This is a genomic window from Streptomyces sp. DG2A-72 (genome assembly GCF_030499575.1).
Lineage (GTDB): Bacteria > Actinomycetota > Actinomycetes > Streptomycetales > Streptomycetaceae > Streptomyces.
This window is the reverse complement of the sequence record NZ_JASTLC010000001.1, coordinates 912,224-931,073: the sequence shown is the minus strand read 5'-3', so window position 1 is coordinate 931,073 and position 18,850 is coordinate 912,224. Positions and strand designations below refer to the sequence as shown.

Genomic DNA, 18,850 nt, shown 5'->3' with positions numbered 1-18,850 from the left:
CCATGGCGGAGCGCACCAGAAACGGGGGTTCCGACGGCGGAACGCACACGCTCGGGCTGCTCTATCCGCCGGCCGGCCGCAACCGCGACTACACCACCATGCAGCTCGCCTTCGTCGGCGGGATTGCCGAGGCCGCCACCGCGTACGGCTACGACCTGCTGCTCTCGCCCGGCGTCTCGCACGACGACCCCTCGTTCCTGCGGATGGTCGGCGAGCGGCAGGTGGACGGCGTGATCGTCATGGAGATCCGCCGGGAGGACGACCGGGTCGAGCAGCTGGCCGAGGCGGGCTTCCCTTTCGTCGCCATCGGCCGCAACCACCGGGCCGACGTGGCCGGCTGGGTCGATCTGGACTTCGCCGGCCTGGCCGGCCGTTGCGTCCAGCACCTCGCCGACCTGGGCCACAGCAGAATCGCCTTCGTCAACCGGTCTGAGCGGCTGTTCAACAGTGGGTACGGGTTCGCCCGGCTCGGGGACGAGGGCTACACCGAGGCGATGAAGAAGTTGCTGCTCACCCCCCGCGCGTACCTCTGCGGCGACGACCTCGCCTCGGGGGAGGAGGTCGTGGAGCGGATCCTGCGGGACGACCCGGCGACCACCTCCCTGGTCACCCAGAACGAGGCGGCCCTGGAGGGCGTCTACCGCGGGCTCATCCGGCACGGCCAGAGCGTGCCGCGCGATTTCTCGGTCGTCGGTGTGGCGGCCAGCCCCTGGGCCGAGCAGGTGACACCGCCGCTCACCGCCGCGGAGATACCCGCCAAGGAGATGAGCCGGGTCGCCGTCGAGCTGATGATGCGGCGGCTGCGCTCACCCGGCTCACCTCCCCGGCACGTCCTGCTGAAACCCCTGATCACCCTGCGCGCCAGCACGGGGCGCTGCCGAGCGGTGCCCGGTTCGGAACCCGAACCCGAGTTCCCGGACTTCGACCTCGATTTCTGATACGCCGATGTCTGAATGATTCTGATACGTCGCTTTCAGGCCCGTTTCTCATGCGTCTCTGATACGTCGCTCACCGAGCCACCGCTCACCAACCCCGAGGAGTGGAGCATGCCGTACCCCGTAGACCGCCGCGCCTTCCTGCGTACCGCGGGAGCGGCAGCGGCCGCCCTCGGCCCCGGCGCAGCCGTGACCTCGTGCGGCTCGGAAGAACCGAGCACGGCCACACTCACCTGGTGGGACTACTTCACCCTGGACAACTTCCAGCCCGGGATGAACCGCTTGATCAAGGACATCGAGGCCGGTGTCCCGGACGTGAGGATCGAGCGGCGGACCTTCCCGTTCGCGGAGCTCGACCGGCAGATCGCCCTGGCCGCCATCTCCGGCAACCTGCCGGACATCGCCATCGTCGACAACGTCGCCATGAACACCCTCGCCGGCCGCGATCTGCTCGCCGACCTCACCGACAGGGCCGAGAAGTGGGGCCAGGCCGACCAGTACTACAAAGGCCCGTGGGACGGCTGCCAGGTTGGCGGAAAGACCCTGGGGATCCCCAACAACAGCAATTGCCTGGCCCTCTACTACAACGCCGGCATGCTCGAGTCCGCCGGAGTGGAACCCCCCACCACCTGGGACGAGCTGGCCTCCGCCGCCCAGCGGCTGACCAGCGGGGACCGCTACGGCCTGGCACTGAGCGCGATCAAGACGGAGGAGGGGGTCTTCCAGTTCCTGCCGTTCCTGTGGCAGGCGGGCGGCGATCTGGACACCTTCACCACGTACGGCGCCACCGCCCTGTCCTTCCTCGACGACCTGATCGCCAAGGGCTCCCTGTCCGAACAGTGCGTGGGCTGGACCCAGCAGGACGTCAACACGCGGTTCCTCAACCAGCGCGCCGCCATGCAGATCAACGGCCCCTGGCAGATCCCCGCTCTGAAGGCGGCGGACTTCGACTGGAACGTCGTCGCCCTGCCCCGCGACAGACAGGCCGCCACCTGTCTCGGCGGTGAGAACTGGGTCCTGATGGCGAACAGCAAGCACCTGGACAAGGGATGGGAGGTCCTGCAGTACACGCAGCGCCCGTCGGTGCTGGTCCCGTACCTGGTGGCGTTCGGTGAACTCCCTGCCCGCAAGGACCTCGCCGACCAGGGCACCTGGGCGTCCGACCCGGCCCTGCGGCTCTTCCTCAGCCAGCTGCCCCTCGCCCGTCCGCGCCAGTACGGCGCACGCTACGCCGAGGCCTCGCAGGCCGTCGCGGAGGCGGAACAGGCCGTGCTCACCGGGTCCGCCTCGCCCTCAGCGGCGGCGAGAACCGCCGCCGCCAAGATCGACAAAGCTTTGGGCAAGCAATGAAGCATCGGCGCTCTCCGCATCGGCTCTCCCCGCGGACGAGACTTCTCTCCCCGTCGGCACGCCGCCGACGCGCGGGCTACCTGTTCTGCCTTCCGGGAATGGCCTTCCTCGCCCTCTTCCTGGCCTACCCGCTGTTCTACAACGTGTGGACGTCCGTCCACGACGTCGAACTGGGCCAACTGCTCGGCGGGGCCGAGCGGTTCAACGGCCTGGAGAACTACCGGGCCGTGATCGACGACCCGGCCTTCTGGCACTCCGTGCGTCTCTCGCTGATCTTCACCCTGGGTTCGCTGCTGCTGCAGTTCGCCATCGGCTTCGCCCTGGCCCTGCTCTTCGCCCGCCCATTCCCGCTGGGCGGTCTGCTGCGATCGCTCCTGCTGGTGGCCTGGCTGCTCCCCCCGGTGGTCAGCGGCACCCTCTTCCGCTGGCTGCTGGACGCGGAGTCCGGCGCCTACAACGCCCTGTTCAGAGCGGTCGGCCTGGACCCCCTGTCCCATGACTGGCTCACCGACCCGGCCACCTCGATGGCGGGGGTGATCTTCGCCAACATCTGGGTCGGCGTGCCCTTCAACATGCTGCTGCTCCTGGTCGGACTGCACACCATCGACCCCGAGCTCCACGAGGCCGCAGCCGTCGACGGCGCGAGCGCCTGGCAGCGTTTCAGCCTCATCACCCTGCCGCTGATGCGGCCGGTCTCGGTGACCGTCCTCCTCCTCGGCCTCGTCTACACCTTCAAGGTCTTCGACCTCATCTTCGTGATGACGGGCGGCGGCCCCGTCGACGCCACCCGCGTGCTCTCCCTCTACGTCTACGAGGTCTTCTTCACCTTCTTCCGGTTCGGGCAGGGTGCTGCCGCCGGCCTGCTGCTGCTCGTCGTACCGCTGCTCGCGGGCGTGTTCTACGTACGACGGCTGCGGCAAGAGCAAGAGGCGCCGACGGGAGGTGCCGTATGACATCGACAGGAGGCGCCGTATGAAACCGCCACGCCACCCCTGGCTGCTCACCGCGGTCGCCACCGTGATCACCGCGGCCTTCCTGCTGCCGGTGTACTGGATGGCGAAGACCAGCCTCACGCGGCCGGACCGCATCCAGACCCCCGACCCGCAGTGGGTGCCCACTCCGCTCACCGGCGAGAACTACTCGACGGCACTGGGCTACCCGGGACTGGCCAGGGCCCTGCTCAACAGCCTGGTCATCTCCAGCGGGGTCGTGGCACTCACCCTGCTGCTGGGCATCCCGCTCGCCTACGCGCTCGCCCGAGTCCGGATGCGGGGGTCGGGCGCCATGGTGCTCGCGCTCCTGGTCGCCCAGTTGCCGCCCGCCATCGTGCTGGCGGCGCCGCTGTTCATCCTCGAACGCCGGGCCGGTCTCTCCGACACCTACCTGGGCCTGATCGCCGCCGACACGACGCTCACCCTGCCGTTCACCGTGATCGTGCTGCGTCCGGTACTGCGGAGCGTTCCGGCCGAGTTGGAGGAGGCCGCTCTGGTGGACGGCTGCGGACTGCCGGGTGTGCTGCTGCGTGTCGTCCTTCCGCTCATGGTGCCCGGAGTGGTCGCGGCGGCCGGGCTGTCCTTCCTGATCGGCTGGGGCGAGTTTCTGTTCGGCCTCACCCTCGCCGACGGGCCCGGCGTCCAGCCCGTCACCGTCCTTCTCAACGCCTTCATCGGGCAGCACGGGACGACATGGGGCGCCCTGATGGCCACCGCCACGCTCATCAGCATCCCGGTGGTCTGCGTCTTCGCCCTCTTCCAGCGCTTCATCGTCGGCGGGCTCACCGCGGGCAGTGTAAGGGGCTGATCGTCATGTCCTCTCTCCATCCCCGTGACCACACGCCCTTCGTCGCGCCGCCTCCGCCCCTGACGCCCGCCGGGCCCACCGCACTCGATCCGGTGGTCAGCGCCTCAGTCGCCCACGCCGACAAGGACGGCGCGACCCTGGACGTACGCACCGCAGCCGGTCGCACCGGCACGCTCCGCCTGCGCCCCGCGACGGGCAGCATCCTGCGCGTCACGCTGCGGATGGCCGACGTACCGACGGCTCCCCGGGCCTCCGTCGTCACCGCACGGACGGACACGCAGTGCACTGTCGAGCGGTCGCCGAACACGCTCACCCTGCGCCTCGACGCCCTGCGCGCGGACCTGCGTCTCTCGCCCTTCGCCATGGAGTTGACGGGCCGTCATAGGACCCTGCGCCAGTCCACCGACGTGAGCGACCCCAGTGAGCGTACGACCGTGCTGCCGTTCGGCGTCACCGAACTCAGGGACGGCCGTTTCGCCCACCACGACAGCTGGGTCACCGAACCCAACGAGCACTTCTACGGCCTCGGCGAACGCTTCACCGGCCCGGACCTGCGCGGACAACGGGTCGACTGCTGGGTCCAGGACGCCCAGGGTTCGACCGGTACCCGCTCCTACAAAGCGGTACCGTTCCTGCTTTCCAGCCGGGGCTACGCCGTACTCCTGGACACCACCACCGCGGCCTCCTTCGACCTCGCCCACAGCAACACCGGCGCCTGGTCGATGACCGTCCCCGACGAGGTGCTCGACTACTACCTGATCACGGGCACCCCCGCCGAGTGCCTCACCGCGTACCGTGACCTGACCGGCCCCGCCCTGCTGCCCCCGAAGTGGGCCTTCGGCCCCTGGATCTCCGGCGGCTTCCGCCGGGACAGCGCAGTCGAAGTGCGCGAACGAGCCCACCGGATCCGCCTACGCGGTTTCCCCTGCGACGTCCTGCACATCGACACGTACTGGCAGCCGCACGGCTCCTGGTCCGACATGCGCTGGGACACCGAGGCATTCCCCGACCCGCGGGGGCTGATGGCCGACCTGGCCGGGCGGGGTTTCCACGTCTCGCTCTGGATGAACCCGTACGTCGGCGTCGACAGTCCGTACTACACCGAGGCGGACCGCAACGGCTGGTTCCTGCGCACCGCTTCCGGCGCCACCTGGGTCGGCCAGGTCTGGGGCGGCACGCACCCGGACACGGCCGTGCTGGACCTCACCCACCCCGGTGCCGCCGACTGGTTCCGCGCCCGCATCCATCAGGCCCTGGCCACCGGGGCGTCGGTCCTCAAGACCGACTTCGGCGAGGCGGTCCCCGCCGACGCCGTAGCCCACAACGGCATGACGGGCGACCGTCTGCACAACCTCTACCCCCTTCTCTACAACGACCTGGTCGCCGAGGTCACCCGAGAGGCAGCGGCGGGCCACGGCCTGACCTGGGGCCGCTCGACCTGGACCGGCGGACAGAGGCACGGCGCCAAGTGGACCGGCGACCCCAACGCGAGCTGGCAGGACCTCGCCGCCACCCTCCGCGCAGGCCTTTCGCTCTCCCTCTCCGGCCACCCCTTCTGGAGCCACGACATCGGCGGCTTCCACGGCACGCCGAGTGCCGAACTCTTCGTACGCTGGGCTCAGTTCGGCCTGCTGTCACCCCTCAGCCGGTTCCACGGGATGACGTCCCGGCTCCCGTGGGACTTCGGCGAGGAGGCGTACGAGGCCGTCCTGCACGCGGCCCGCCTGCGCATGAGTCTGCTGCCGTACGTCTACTCGGCCGCAGCCGACGCGGTCCGCACCGGCGAACCACTGGCCCGCCCCATGCCCCTGGACCACCCCGACCGCCCGGACGCCCACGCCGCCGACCTCCAGTACCTGCTGGGCCCCGACCTGTTGGTCGCCCCGCTGTACGCACCGGGAGGCCGACGGCAGGTCTGGTTCCCGCCGGGCGAGTGGCTGCCTTACGGCGGCGGAGCCCCGATCACCGGTCCGGACTGGCACCGCTTCGACATCCCACTCGCCGCCGCCCCGCTCTGGCTACGAGCCGGAGCCCTCCTCCTGACAGCCACCCCCACCGACCGCGCAGGCGGCACCCCCTTCCAGGAGGTGACCGCGGTCTGGCCTCATCCGCAGTACGAGCCCTCCCGCACGGCCCGCGCGACGCTGAACGACGAGAACGGCCACCGCACCGTCATCACCGCCCACCTCGCCGATGACAGCCATCTGACCATCACCACCGAGGGCCCCGACCACCCCCGACTGCGCATCGCGCTTCCGGGCTTCCCCCACCCTGCCCCGACGGCCGAGATCGACGGCCGGCCCACCGAGTTGAGCGCATGGCCCGAACTCGCCTGAGGACGCGTGCGAGTCGCCGCCCGGCCAGTCGGTCAGGGGGCGGGAGAGTGGCGCAATCGGACGTTGCGCCCCCGTTTCGCGAGGAGCAGGTTGGATGATATGGGAGCGCTCCCATATCGCTCCCGCGCAACTCGACAGTCATCTCGGAGGTAAGACATCATGCATTGTCATGAGCAAGTCAGTAGGGCGAAGAGAGTCCGTCCTCGTGCGACCCTCGCCCTGAGCATGCTCGCCGCGCTGCTGCTCTGTCTGATCCCCTGGAGCGGAACCGCTGTGGCGCACGGCTCGGTCGTCGACCCGGCGTCCCGGAACTACGGCTGCTGGCTCCGGTGGGGATCGGACTTCCAGAATCCGGCCATGGAGCAGGAAGACCCCATGTGCTGGCAGGCGTGGCAGGACAACCCGAACGCCATGTGGAACTGGAACGGCCTGTACCGCAACGGCTCCGGCGGCAACTTCCCGGCGGCCGTCCCGGACGGGCAACTGTGCAGTGGCGGTCGGACCGAAGGCGGCCGGTACAACTCCCTGGACGCCGTCGGCCCTTGGAAGACGACGGACATCGGCAGCAGCGACTTCACCGTGCGCCTGTACGACCAGGCCAGCCATGGTGCGGACTACTTCCTCGTCTACGTCACCCGCCAGGGCTTCGACCCGACCACCCAGCCGCTGACCTGGGGCGACCTCCAACTGGTCACCCGAACCGGCCGCTACGCCCCCAGCCAGAACTACTCGATCGACGTGAGCATGCCGGGACTCACCGGTCACCATGTCGTCTACACGATCTGGCAGGCATCGCACATGGACCAGACGTACTTCCTGTGCAGCGACGTGAACTTCACCTGAGCCGACGGATTCAGTTCCCGCGGACGGGCGGAGTTTCCGTTCCTCGCCCCACGCCGAGTCGGTCGGCGTGGGGCGAGGAGCGCTGATCAGTGCCTGGACTGGCCGAGGACGCGGGCGAGTTCGATCCTGTCGATGTCCGGCGCCCAGGCGGTCGCGTTGCCGAACGTCACCTTGTTGGAGCCCTTCTTCAGCTCGACCGGGACGCCGAGCGTCCAGTAGTCGTCCGCGCTCCAGGTGTTCTTGAAGGTGACGCGTCGGGGCGAGCCGCTGCCGACCGTGATGTCCGCCGTACGGGACATGATGTCCGTGTTGTAGGCGTGGCCGTTGTCGCGCCGGTCGTTGTGCGCGTACTGGACGACCAGGACGTAGCGGCCGGACCGGGGTGCGTCCACCGTGAACTCGGCGGTGCTGGACGGGCTGTTGCCGAGTCGGCCGATGTAGGAACCGGCGGATGCGTGGCGGGACTCGATGAGTTCGGCGCCGCCTGTCAGCGTGGCCGAGGTGCTCTCGTAGGAGAGGACACCGGTGGTAGAGCCCTCACCCGTGACGTCGAGGGAGCGGACGGAAGCATGGTCCGACGTCATGGTGACGCGGTTGTTGCCGGCCACGAGGTACAGGCGCAGCGGGCGTCCGGGCGCTGCCGTCACCGTCTCGCCGTGCAGGGAGAGCCGCACCGCCGCCGAGGCGCGCGACACCACCGTGAAGTAGCCGTCGCGCGGCGCGTAGACATCGAAGACGGCCTTGTCGCCGGAGCGAAGGCCAAGGGCACCGGTGCCCGTCCCGGCCGACGAGGAATAGTCGTACGACGGTTTCCCGCCGATGTCCGCCAGGGTGGCCTCGTACGACGCGGACGGAGCGCCGGTGCGGGCGGTGAGGTCGATGCGGTCGAGGGTGACCTCCGCCTCCCCCTTGGCCAGCGTCAGCACGTGGGTGCCCGCCGAAAGCCGTACGGTGGCGTCCTTCTTGGCGCGGTAGGTCCAGTTCTCGGTGGAGGGATAGGTGACCGCGACCGGGGCGCGGCCGTCGATGGACAACTGCTGGGTGGCGGGACCGCCGGACTGGTTGCCGTACAGGATCGCCAGGTCGTACGTGCCGTCCGCCGGGACCGACACCGTGAAGTCGACCTTGCTGGTGGCCGCGTTGAGCGAGCCGACGTCCTTGGTGCCGGAGGCGGCGTAGCCGTTGGCGTTGCTGACCGTTCCCTGGGTGTAGATCCTGCCGTCCGTGATGGTGGCGTCTTCGGCCTCGTACGACGCCGTCCAGGGGACGGAGGCGGGGGAGGGGGTGCCGGTGCCGCCGGGGGTGAGGACGATCCGGTACGCGGACATCTTGTGCATGCCGCGCAGCGGAACGGTCACCGAGCCGTCCTCGGCCACCTTGACCTTCGTACGGGTGAGGACCCGCGGCGCGGCGTGCTGCCCTTCGTAGCCGGACCAGCCGGCCTCGGCGACGGTCGCGGTGACCGTGCGGCCGAACAGGGAACGGGAGACGTTCTTGACGACCACGTCCGAATCACCGGCCGAGCCGCCGAGCAGGACCTGGGCCTGGCGGCGCGAGGTGTCGAGGGAGGCGAGCCCCTGGAGGGTGTCGATGGTGTTGGGCTGCGGCGGGGCCACCTTGACGGTGTCGCCGGTGAGTCCGGCGTACCAGCGGAAGAACCACCAGCCGCCGTTGGGGATGTTGGAGCGCACCACATGGCCGCTGAGATTGCCGGCGGCGTCCCAGTAGGCCATGTTGGCCAACACTTTGTTCCGCTCGAACATCGAGACCCACTGCACGAGTTGCCCCGGCACGGACAGGTCACGTCGGTTGGCGTACTCGTCGATGTTGATCTTCAGCGGTGCGATGCCCGCCTCGCGCTCCAGGGAGCGGTAGTTGTCGTAGTGCGCCTGGAAGTCGCGCAGCGAACCGGAGCCCAGCTCGTGCCAGGTCATCACCTGCGGCAGGACGTTCTCCCGCTTGGCGAACGCCAGGAAGTCCTTCAGCAGGCGGGTGTGGTAGGCGGCTTCGTTGGGGCCCGCGATCCTCGCGTCCGGGTCGATCGCGCGGATCCGGTGGTACACCGTCTTCCAGTCCTTGAAGAACCGGTCGCGGTTCTTCTCGTACGTGGCCTGGTCGGCGACGCCGAGCTTGTACCAGATCTGGTCGGGCTCGTTGAACGGGATGTAGACGAAGCGGTCGCTGTTCGGGGCCGCCGACACCTCCTTGGCGATCTTGTCGACCCTGGGGAGGTAGTCGTCGATGCCGAGGTCCTCGTACGGCCACTTCGCGTAGACGTCCTGCATCATCACGTTGATCTCGCCGCCGCTGTTGCGGAAGAACGACTTCGAGACCGTGAGCGCGTCGCCGTTGGGGTGCTGGGCGCCGCCCTCCGGCTTCTGCGAGATGCTGGTGATCTTCAACGGTTCCATCGCGGCGTCGCTGGGCACCCCGTCGTCGCTCAGCCCGTAGAGCGAGCCGTTGGCGCCGAGCATCACCGGGCCTTCGGAGGCGGCGAGGTCGACGGTGAGGCGCTGCGGGTCGGCGGCAGCTGCCGACCCGGCTGCGGGGAGGGCGCTTGCCATGGCGGCTACTCCAAGTGCGGCTGCTGTCAAGGCGGTTCTGGTACGGGATCTTGTGCGGGTGGGGGTGATCACGCTGCTGGACCTCCGGTCATTTGACGGCTCCACTGGTGATTCCGGACACGATCTTTCGCTGGCCGACGAGGAACACGGCGACCATGGGCAGGCTCATCACCACGACGTACGCGAAGACGAGGTGCCAGTTGTTGAGGTAGAGCTGGGCGCTGGCGACCTGGTAGAGGTTGAGCGGCAGGGTCGCCCGGTCTCCGCCGCCGAGGACGAAGAACGCGTAGAAGATGTCGCTCCAGGCGTAGAGCATCACCATGATCGTCGCGGTGGCGATCACCGGCCGGAGCAGGGGCAGGACGATCCGCGCGAAGATCCGCCACGGGGGCGCCCCGTCGATCCGGGCCGCCTCCTCCAGCTCCATGGGGATGGCGCGGATGAATCCGGTCATGAAGAAGATCGACGTCGACAGATACATGCCGGTGTAGACGGCGATCATGCCGGGGCGTGTGTTCGCCAGGCCCAGCTGCCGCAGCTCCATGACGATGGTGATGACGGCGGGTGGCAGCAGCAGTCCGCTGATGCACAGCGCGTACGCCGCCGACACGAGCTTCGACTTGCGGCGCGCGAAGACCCAGGCCGCGCCCGCCCCGAGGATCAGGACGAGGAGCACCGAAGGCACCACGACGAGCAGGGAGTTGAGGAAGCCGCGCAGCATCTCGCCCTCGCTGACGGCGTCGGCGTAGTTGCTGCCGGGCTGCCAGGACCGCGGCAGATCGAGGTTCGGCTCGATGGCCTCCGCCTGCGGCTTGGCCGAGGTGACGGCGACCAGCCACAGCGGCACGCCGACGGCCAGGCCGGCGAGCAGCAGGACGAGGGCCGGGCGGCCGTACCGCCAGATCGGACTCACAGCAGCTGCTCCCTTCGCCGCAGGCCGATGACCAGGGGGATCGCCACGGTGACCACGACCAGGAACAGGACGAGGCTCATCGCGGAGGCCTGGGCGTACAGGCCCTGTCCGAAGATCCGGAACATGTAGATGTTGAAGACCTCGGTGGAGGCCGCGGGGCCGCCGCCCGTGGTGGCCTGCACGATGTCGAAGGTGTTCATCGAGCCGATCAGCGCCGTGGTGACGTTGAAGGTGACGGCCGGGGCGAGCATCGGCCAGCGCACCGACCAGAACGTCCGCCAGGGCCCGGCCCCGTCCATCCGCGCGGCTTCGAGCATGTCGCCGGGGATGCCCTTGAGTCCGGCAAGATAGATCAGCATGGACAGGCCCATCCACTTCCAGCCGTGGATCAGGGTGACCACGATCAGCGTCCACGTCGTCGAGCCCAGCCACGGAATGTCCGTGCCGAGAACGGAGTTGACGGCCCCGTCCTGGTCGAGGAGCGCCTGGAACACATAACCGGTGGCGAGCGCCGAGATCAGCACCGGAAGGAAGAAGACCGCGCGGAAGAACCGGTTGAAGCGGGTGTCGTCCTCCAGGAGCAGCGCGAGCACGAGCCCGAAGCCGTTCTGGAACAGCGCCGCCAGTAGCGCGTACAACAGGGTCGTGCGGATCGCGCGGAGCAGTGAGCCGTCGTCGGCGATGGTCTTGAAGTTGTCCAGGCCCGTGAAGGCGATGTCCGAGTGGTACGAGGACCAGTTCGTGAACGGGTAGTAGAAGTTGAGCAGGTTCGGCAGCAGGAAGAAGCCCGCGAAGACGACGATCGCGGGGAGGGCGAACCACCAGGGGTGGTGCACGGCGGCACGCGGCAGGCGGCCGACCTTCTTCGGCGCGCCGGTCACCGGCGTGGGCTCGGAACGTACGACGGTGTGCGCCATCGTCAGAACCCGGGTGCGCCCTGGGCCTTGGCCACCTGTGCGAACTGGTCCTGGATGGCCTGGGCGACCTGCCGCGGGTCCTTCTTGCCGAAGATCATGTTGGCGAGGTAGAGGTGCGTGTCCGGGGCGACGATCGCCTTGGCCTGGAAAACCCCGATGGCCGTGGGCAGGGCGGCGACCTGGTCCTTGGATGTCTGCGGGAGGCCGTCGGGGGTCGGCACGGACGGCTGCACGGACGGGATCTTCATCGCCTTGATGTAGTCGTCGTAGTCGGGGCCGAGCCAGAAGGCGAGGAACTGCCGGGCGGCGTTCTGCCGCTTCTCGTCTCCGGTCTTGAAGGCGACCACACCGTTGGTCTGGTCGGGGGAGTACATGCCGGTGGCCGAGGAGTTGGCGATCGGGAACCAGCCGATCTTGTCGTCGATCTCGGCGGTGGAGTACTTCGCCTGCAACTGGCTCTGGAAGGAGGTGACGTTGAGGACCATGCCGGCCTCGCCCTTCCACAGCGCGTCGGCCTGCCCGGTGAACGTGCCCGTCCGGTAGTTCTTCTGGGCGAGCCCGGCGTCGAGCAGCTTCTCCTTGTACTTCTTGATCGCGTCGACGACGACCGGGTCGGTCCACTTCTCCTTGTTCTCGTTGAGCCCGTCCCACCACTGCTTGTCGAGGTCGGTGAGCTGGACCTGCATCTGCCACTGCAGGGGCCACTTGTCGCCGCCGGCCTCGTAGAAGGCTGCGGCGTCGGTCTTGTCGGTGACCTTGTGGCCGAGGGCCAGCAGATCGTCGTACGACTTGGGGAAGTCCTTCTCGGCGATGCCCGCCTGCTCGAAGACCTCCTTGTTGTAGTAGACGCCGAGCATGGCGGGGCTGGTGACGATCGCCGCGTACCGCTTGCCGTCGATCATGCCGAGCGTCTTCTCGGTGTCGCCGAGCCTGGACTCCCACGGCTCCCCGTCGAGGGGGAGGAGGTTCTGCTGCGGCTGGACGAACGGCAGCGTGGAGATGGACGGTTGCCAGAACATCAGGTCGGGGCGGTCGCCGGAGGCCAGCTTCGTCGGCACGTTCTGCTCGTAGAGGTCCGGGATGGCCTGGGTCTCCACCGTGGCGCCGGTGGCCTTCTTGAAGGCGTCGATGACCTGCTGGGGCGCGTCGACCGTGTTCTGCGCGGTCCACATGGTCAGCTTCACGCCGTCCAGGCGGGCGGTCGGATCGACCGCGGTCTGCTTGGCGTCCGTATCGGAGTCCGCGGCGGTGGGGTCGCTGCACGCGGTGGCGGCCAGGGCCGCAACACATATCAGGGCCAGCGCGGGGAGGGCTCTACTCTTCATCACGTACCTCAAGTGCCTTTCGAGAACAGGTGGTTCAGGACGGCGGTACCGAGATCTCAGTAGGGGAGTGGCCGGGCGGTCAGCCCCTGGCGGGCGGCGGCCCCGAGCTCTCCCGCACCACCAGCTCCAGCACGGAGACGGGATGCGGGGCGATCTGCGCGGATTCCTCCAGCACGCCGTGCAGCAGGGCGAACGCGGACCGGCCCAGACCGGTGAAGTCCAGGCGTACGGTCGTCAGCGACGGGGTCAGATAGGCGGAGTGCGGGGCGTCGTCGAACCCGGCCACGCTGACCTCGTCCGGCACCGAGCGGCCCGCCTCGTGCAGGGCCCGCAGCACTCCGAGGGCGAGGTCGTCGTTGCCGCACAGGATCGCGGTGACGGCTGGGTTCCGCGCGAGTTCCCGGCTCGCCGCGTAGCCGCCGGCCGGACCCCAACTGCCCTGCACGGGACGGTGTTCCGGCGCGCCGGCCTCCTTGAGGGCCTGCCGCCAGCCGCTGGTTCGGGCGCTGGTGCGGCGGGTGCTGGACGGGATCGCGACGTAGTGCACGGTCTCATGGCCCAGGGAGAGCAGATGGCGGGTCGCCTGGTAGGCGGCCTCGCGGTCGTCCGTCCACACCCAGGGCCGGTTGTCGCCGGGCGGACTCGCCGGGGTCTCGACCACGCCGACGACCGGCAGCCCGGCGGGGACCGCCTCCAGGGCCCGGACACCGGCCGGATCGTAGGCGATCACGATCAGTCCGCCGCCCACGTCCGCGGCCCGCCGCACCTCGGCGGCGACGGCGGCTTCCGCGGCCGACTCGAGAACGCCTATCCCGACCGCGTAGGACGCGGCGCGGGCGGCCTCCTCCACGCCCTGCAGGATCGAGGCGTAGCCGTAGTGGGTGGTGTTGGCGGTGAGCACGGTCACGGCCCGGCTGCGGCCGCTGGCCAGGGCGAGGGCCGTGGCGTTGCGCCGGAAACCCAGCTCGTCGATGGCGGCGAGCACCCGCTCCCGGGTCGACGGCTTGACGCTGGGGTGGCCGTTGATCACCCGGGAGACGGTCTGGTAGGAGACCCCGGCGGCGGCTGCGACATCCCTGATGCTCGCCGGGCTCCTTGTGTGACCGGTCACATTCATGCCAGGATTGTGACCGGTCACACAGGGGCCGTCAAGAGACCGTAACGACGGATTCACACGACTGACGCGGACTGCCTCCGGCGGCGCGGGCGGGAGAGGAAGCACGTTGACCGGTACGGCGGATGTGGCTCAGAAAGCCTCCGACTGCGCACATGACGCTTTCACTTGGGGCCACTCGGCGCTGCGTGCCGATTTCGCGGTCGGCACCGACGGAACGCTCAGGCTCGTCACGCTCCACCGTCCGGACGGGACACGCACCGCCGACGTCGAAACCGCCCTTCCTCTCGTCGAGTTGACGGCCCTCGGCCATGGCAGTGGCTGGTCCGGTCCGCGCTTCACCGGTACGGCCCTCGGGGCGCGGCTCGCATACCGGGGGCACCGTACGGACAGACACGCCGACTGGGAGCGGTTGACCGTCGAACTCCACGATCCGGCAACCGGGTTGACGGCCTTCGCCGAACTGTCCACGCCCACGGGAGTGCCGGTGCTCCGCTCCCGCGTCCGGCTGCGCAACGACGGCACGCAGCCCCTTGTCATCCAGTCCGTCAGCAGTCTGCTGCTGGGCGGCCTGCCCGCCCCGGACGCCCTCGACGTGCACCGGGCCCGCAACGACTGGCTCGCCGAGTGCCGCTGGTTCGCCGAGCCGCTGCGCGACGCGGTCGCCGACATCAACGTCCGCGCCCACCAGCACGACAGCCGAGCCGCTCTCGTGCTCACCGGGCGCGGCAGCTGGCCCACCGACGGGCATCTGCCGATGGGCGCGCTGACGGAACGGGACGGTGGCCGCACCTGGTTGTGGCAGGTCGAGTCCCCGGCCGGCTGGCGCTGGGACCTGGGCGAACGCGCGCATGGCACGTATCTCGCGCTGAACGGCCCCACCGACGCGGCCCACCAATGGCGGGTCCGGCTCGCGCCGGGCGAGGAGTTCACCACGGTGCCGGGCGTGCTGGCCCTCGGCTCGGGGTTCGACGACGCGATGGGCGCCCTGACCTCGTACCGCCGCGCCGTACGCCGCCCGCACCCCGACCACAGCGCGCTCCCCGTCGTCTTCAACGACTACATGAACACGCTCATGGGCGATCCGACGACGGCGAAACTGCTGCCGCTGATCGACGCGGCCGCCAAGGCCGGCGCGGAGTACTTCTGCATCGACTCAGGCTGGTACGACGACGGCACAGAGGGCTGGTGGGACAGCGTCGGCGCCTGGCTGCCCTCACCGCGCCGCTTTCCCGACGGCGGGATCCAGCGGGTCCTGGACCACATCCGGCAGCGGGGCATGGTGCCCGGGTTGTGGCTGGAGCCGGAGGCCATCGGCGTGCGCAGCCCGCTCGCCGCCGAACTTCCTCCGGAGGCGTTCTTCCAGCGGGACGGCATACGCCTCGACGAACAGGGCCGCCACCAACTCGATCTGCGACACCCGGCCGCACGCGCGCATCTCGACCGGACGGTGGACCGGATCGTGGGCGACTGGGGCGTGGGCTACCTCAAGCTCGACTACAACATCGTGGTCGACCCGGGCACCTGCGCGCCCGGGGACATCGCGCCGGGAGCCGGGCTGCTCGGGCACGCCCAGGCCTACCTCGACTGGCTGTCCGACGTGCTGGACCGGTATCCCGGGCTGGTGATCGAGAACTGCGCCTCCGGCGGGATGCGCATGGACGGGGCCTGCTTGGCCGTCACCCAGCTCCAGTCCACCAGCGACCAGCAGGACCCGCTGCGCTACCCGCCGATCGCCGCCGCCGCGCCCACGGCGGTCCCGCCCGAACAGGGCGCCGTCTGGGCCTATCCACAGCCCGAGTTCGACGACGACCTGATCCGCTTCACCCTGGGCGGGGCACTGCTCGGCCGCATCCACCTCTCGGGCCACCTCAATCGCATGACCGGCCATCAACTCGCCCTTGTGCGGGAGGCGGTGAGCGTCTACAAGGCGATCCGCCCCGACCTCGCCCAGGCGGCACCGTTCTGGCCGCTCGGCCTGCCCGCCTGGACGGACGAATGGCTGGCACTGGGCATGCGGGCGCCCGGCGACCGTACGGCATACCTGTCGGTGTGGCGCCGGGGCGGGGAGCCCGAACTCCACGTGCCCATAGGTGACTTGGGGGATCGCACGGTACGCCCGGAGATCCTGCACCCGTCCGCTCCGGCCGCCGGCTCGGCCGTCTGGGACGGAACCGGACTGAGGGTTTCCCTGCCGCGCACACCCGGTGTGCTGCTGCTCCGGCTGACCATGCACGCCTGACCAGGTGGGCTCGCCCCGCTCCCGGGAACCATGACGCCGCCGAAGTCCTGAAGTGGGCGCCACCCGACGGGGCAGGGGGACACATGAGCGAGTACGGCCGCACGCGCGATCATCGACGGCAATCTGTACCTGGTGCTGGCCCTCGTCGGCACAGCGGGCCCCCTCGCCCTGTACCTGAGCGCCACGGCGCAGGAGGTGCACGGCGAGGAGGTCCTTGAAGGGCTGCGGATCATCCCGGGGCTCTGACCGTCCCCCCTCAGAACGTGGTCAGCTCGTAGAACCCCCTCCCGAACGTCGCCGCCACCAGCCGGTGGTGCCCCGCGTCGTACTCGATGTCGTCCACCGGCACCTGCGGCATGCCGCGGCCCAGGCGCAGCCAGCGTCCGCCGCCCGTCACGGACGTGAACACGCCCTGATCGGTGGCGATATGGAGGACACCGCCACGGGCCACGACCAGGTCGTTGACGGGGGCCGCCGGGAGGTTGCCCGACAGGTCGCGCCAGTGCCGGCCGCCGTCGGCGCTGCCGTACACGTGGGGGAGCGGGTCGCCGGAGCGGTAGCCGGAGTGGGTGGTCCACACCCGGTCGGGATTCTTCGGATCGACGACCACCCGGGTGACCCAGGGGCGCCCCTCGGCCAGCTTCGTCCAGGTGGCGCCCAGGTCCCTGGTGACCCAGACGCGGCCGTCGTCCGTGCCCACGTAGACCGTGCGGCCGTCGGACGCGGGGGCGATGGAGGTGATGGTGCCGTAGTTGGGGTAGCTGGGGTCGGAGCCCGGGCCGCCGCTCAGGTCGGGGCTGACGGTCTGCCAGGTCTCGCCGCCGTTGGTGGAGCGGTTGAGGACCTCGGAGCCGTAGTAGAGGATCTTCGGGTCACGCGGATCGAAGGTCATCGGCGTGAACCAGTTGCGGCGCTGGAACGTCGTCCGGTCGGCGAAGTACGTAAGGGTGTCGCCGCCGTCGGTGGAGCGGAAGCAGTTGCCGTACTGGTAGCAGGCGAAGACGTTGTTCACGTCGGCCGGGTTGATCAGGTTCTCCTCGCCGTCCCCGCCGAGGTACTCGTTGAACTTCGCCCCGCCCCAGGAGCGCAGCGAGCCGTTGTCCTGCGCGCCGCCCGAGATCCGGGTGACGTCCTGCGGGGTGATCGCCGCGCTGTAGAGCTGGGTGTACGGCTGGTGGCGGGACTTGACCCAGCCGCCGTCGCCGCGCGCGTCGGAGCGGTAGACACCGCCGTCGTTGCCGAGGTAGACGCGGCCGGGGCGGCGCGGGTCCCACACCATGGCGTGGTGGTCGACGTGCATGCTCGTGTCGTCGGCGGTCCAGGTGGCGCCGCCGTCCTTGGTGGTCAGCAGGGCGACCCCGGCCACATGCACGTGCTCGGTGTCCCGGGGGTCGATCCATACCTTCCCGAACCACCAGCCGAAGCTGGACTGCGAGTCGGTGAGGTCGTCGTCGGCGGGTGTGCGGGTCCAGTCGTCGCCGCCGTCGGCGGAGGCGTAGAAGCCCTCGAAGCGGCCGTCGGCCTTGTTGACGATCGCGTAGAGCCGGTCGCCCGCGACGCCCAGGCCGATGCGTCCGACGTCGGGGCCCGCGGCGGGCAGTCCGCCGCCCAGCCGCTCCCACGTCTCGCCGCCGTCCGTACTGCGGAAGACGCCGGAGCCGACACCGCCGTACGTGCGCAGATCGGGGCGGCGGCGCTTGTCCCACAGCACGGCGTACAGGCGGTCGCCGTCCGCCACGATCTCGGTGGCGCCGGTGAACTCGTTGGCACCGGCGAGGATCCGCTCCCAGGTCGCGCCGCCGTCCTCCGAGCGGTACACGCCCCGGTCGCCGCCGCCGTTGTAGAGCGAGCCGGCCGCGGCCACATAGATGCGGCGCGGGTTCGCGGAGTCGACGGTGATGGCGCTGATCGCGCCGGAGTCGCGCAGGCCGAGCGGCGTCCAGCTCCGGCCGCCGTCCCGGCTCCGGTACAGGCCCGTCCCTTCGTACGTGACGCTGCCGCCGCCCGGGTTGGGCTCGCCGGTGCCCACGTACAGGGTGCCGTCCGGGGCGGCCGTGACCGCGCCCATGGCCTGGGTCCAGCTGTCGGGCCACACCGAGTGGAACGTGGCCCCGGCGTCCGTGCTGCGCCACAGACCGCCGCTCGCTGCCGCCGCGTACAGGGTGTCGGCGCGCTTCGGGTCGAGCGCGAGGGAGACGACCCGGCCGCCGATGTTCGTGGGGCCGACGTTCTTCCAGCGCCCGCCGACGACGGGCAGCTTCCGGGCCTGCGCCGCGGCCAGGTCGTGTGCGTGGCGGGGGATCGACTCGCCCGATACGGTTTTCTGGGCGTAGCGGTACTCCGCGGGGGCGGACGGCCCGCGCACCGGCCGGTACACGTCGGAGGGGCCGGGCGGCGCCGCGCTCGCCGGTGCGGTGAGTAGCGAGGCGCCGGTGACCGCGGTGAGCACCAGCGCAAGCAGACCTCTGCCCATGAAAACCCTTCCGTCGCTGTAGCCACTTCAAGCGGAAC

Annotated in this window: 13 protein-coding genes; 7 read left to right on the top strand and 6 right to left on the bottom strand. The window is 69.9% G+C overall.

Going from position 1 to position 18,850, the window contains the following annotated elements; genetic code table 11:
- Positions 1-2 precede the first annotated feature (2 nt).
- The 6 genes from QQY66_RS04625 (at position 3) to QQY66_RS04600 (ending at position 7,264) form a co-directional block, all read left to right on the top strand.
- Entirely contained in the window at positions 3-938 is a 936-nt protein-coding gene (locus tag QQY66_RS04625) for a LacI family DNA-binding transcriptional regulator (RefSeq protein ID WP_301977753.1), read from the top strand.
- 108 nt (positions 939-1,046) lie between these two features.
- Positions 1,047-2,285: a sugar ABC transporter substrate-binding protein gene (locus QQY66_RS04620; RefSeq protein ID WP_301977752.1), complete on the top strand. Its 1,239-nt coding sequence runs from the start codon at positions 1,047-1,049 to the stop codon at positions 2,283-2,285.
- Positions 2,286-2,383: 98 nt separating this feature from the next.
- Positions 2,384-3,238 carry a carbohydrate ABC transporter permease gene (locus QQY66_RS04615; protein ID WP_301977751.1) on the top strand — a complete coding sequence of 285 codons (855 nt, stop codon included), beginning with the start codon at positions 2,384-2,386 and terminating at the stop codon, positions 3,236-3,238.
- Positions 3,239-3,257: 19 nt separating this feature from the next.
- Positions 3,258-4,085 carry a carbohydrate ABC transporter permease gene (locus QQY66_RS04610; protein ID WP_301977750.1) on the top strand — a complete coding sequence of 276 codons (828 nt, stop codon included), beginning with the start codon at positions 3,258-3,260 and terminating at the stop codon, positions 4,083-4,085.
- Positions 4,086-4,090: 5 nt separating this feature from the next.
- Positions 4,091-6,421 carry an alpha-xylosidase gene (locus QQY66_RS04605; RefSeq protein ID WP_301977749.1) on the top strand — a complete coding sequence of 777 codons (2,331 nt, stop codon included), beginning with the start codon at positions 4,091-4,093 and terminating at the stop codon, positions 6,419-6,421.
- A gap of 159 nt (positions 6,422-6,580) precedes the next feature.
- Positions 6,581-7,264: a lytic polysaccharide monooxygenase gene (locus tag QQY66_RS04600; RefSeq protein ID WP_301977748.1), complete on the top strand. Its 684-nt coding sequence runs from the start codon at positions 6,581-6,583 to the stop codon at positions 7,262-7,264.
- Positions 7,265-7,350: 86 nt separating this feature from the next.
- Here QQY66_RS04600 and QQY66_RS04595 read toward each other — a convergent pair whose 3' ends face one another.
- The 5 genes from QQY66_RS04595 to QQY66_RS04575 form a co-directional block, all read right to left on the bottom strand.
- On the bottom strand, positions 7,351-9,828 hold the full coding sequence (locus QQY66_RS04595) for a CBM35 domain-containing protein (protein WP_301977747.1): 2,478 nt from the start codon (positions 9,826-9,828) through the stop codon (positions 7,351-7,353).
- 88 nt (positions 9,829-9,916) lie between these two features.
- Positions 9,917-10,741: a carbohydrate ABC transporter permease gene (locus tag QQY66_RS04590; RefSeq protein ID WP_301977746.1), complete on the bottom strand. Its 825-nt coding sequence runs from the start codon at positions 10,739-10,741 to the stop codon at positions 9,917-9,919.
- Entirely contained in the window at positions 10,738-11,658 is a 921-nt protein-coding gene (locus tag QQY66_RS04585) for a carbohydrate ABC transporter permease (protein ID WP_301977744.1), read from the bottom strand. Before QQY66_RS04585 ends, QQY66_RS04590 begins: the two co-directional genes overlap by 4 nt.
- Positions 11,659-11,660: 2 nt before the next feature.
- Positions 11,661-12,983: an ABC transporter substrate-binding protein gene (locus tag QQY66_RS04580; protein ID WP_301977743.1), complete on the bottom strand. Its 1,323-nt coding sequence runs from the start codon at positions 12,981-12,983 to the stop codon at positions 11,661-11,663.
- A gap of 79 nt (positions 12,984-13,062) precedes the next feature.
- A complete protein-coding gene (locus tag QQY66_RS04575; protein ID WP_301977742.1) occupies positions 13,063-14,100 on the bottom strand; it encodes a LacI family DNA-binding transcriptional regulator in 1,038 nt (345 codons plus the stop codon).
- Positions 14,101-14,206: 106 nt separating this feature from the next.
- On the opposite strand from QQY66_RS04575, the gene QQY66_RS04570 reads away from it, so the two are divergent.
- On the top strand, positions 14,207-16,339 hold the full coding sequence (locus QQY66_RS04570; RefSeq protein WP_301977741.1) for a glycoside hydrolase family 36 protein: 2,133 nt from the start codon (positions 14,207-14,209) through the stop codon (positions 16,337-16,339).
- 256 nt (positions 16,340-16,595) lie between these two features.
- Here the strand turns inward: QQY66_RS04570 and QQY66_RS04565 are convergent, their stop codons facing one another.
- Positions 16,596-18,812: a glycosyl hydrolase gene (locus QQY66_RS04565; protein ID WP_301977740.1), complete on the bottom strand. Its 2,217-nt coding sequence runs from the start codon at positions 18,810-18,812 to the stop codon at positions 16,596-16,598.
- Positions 18,813-18,850 lie beyond the last annotated feature (38 nt).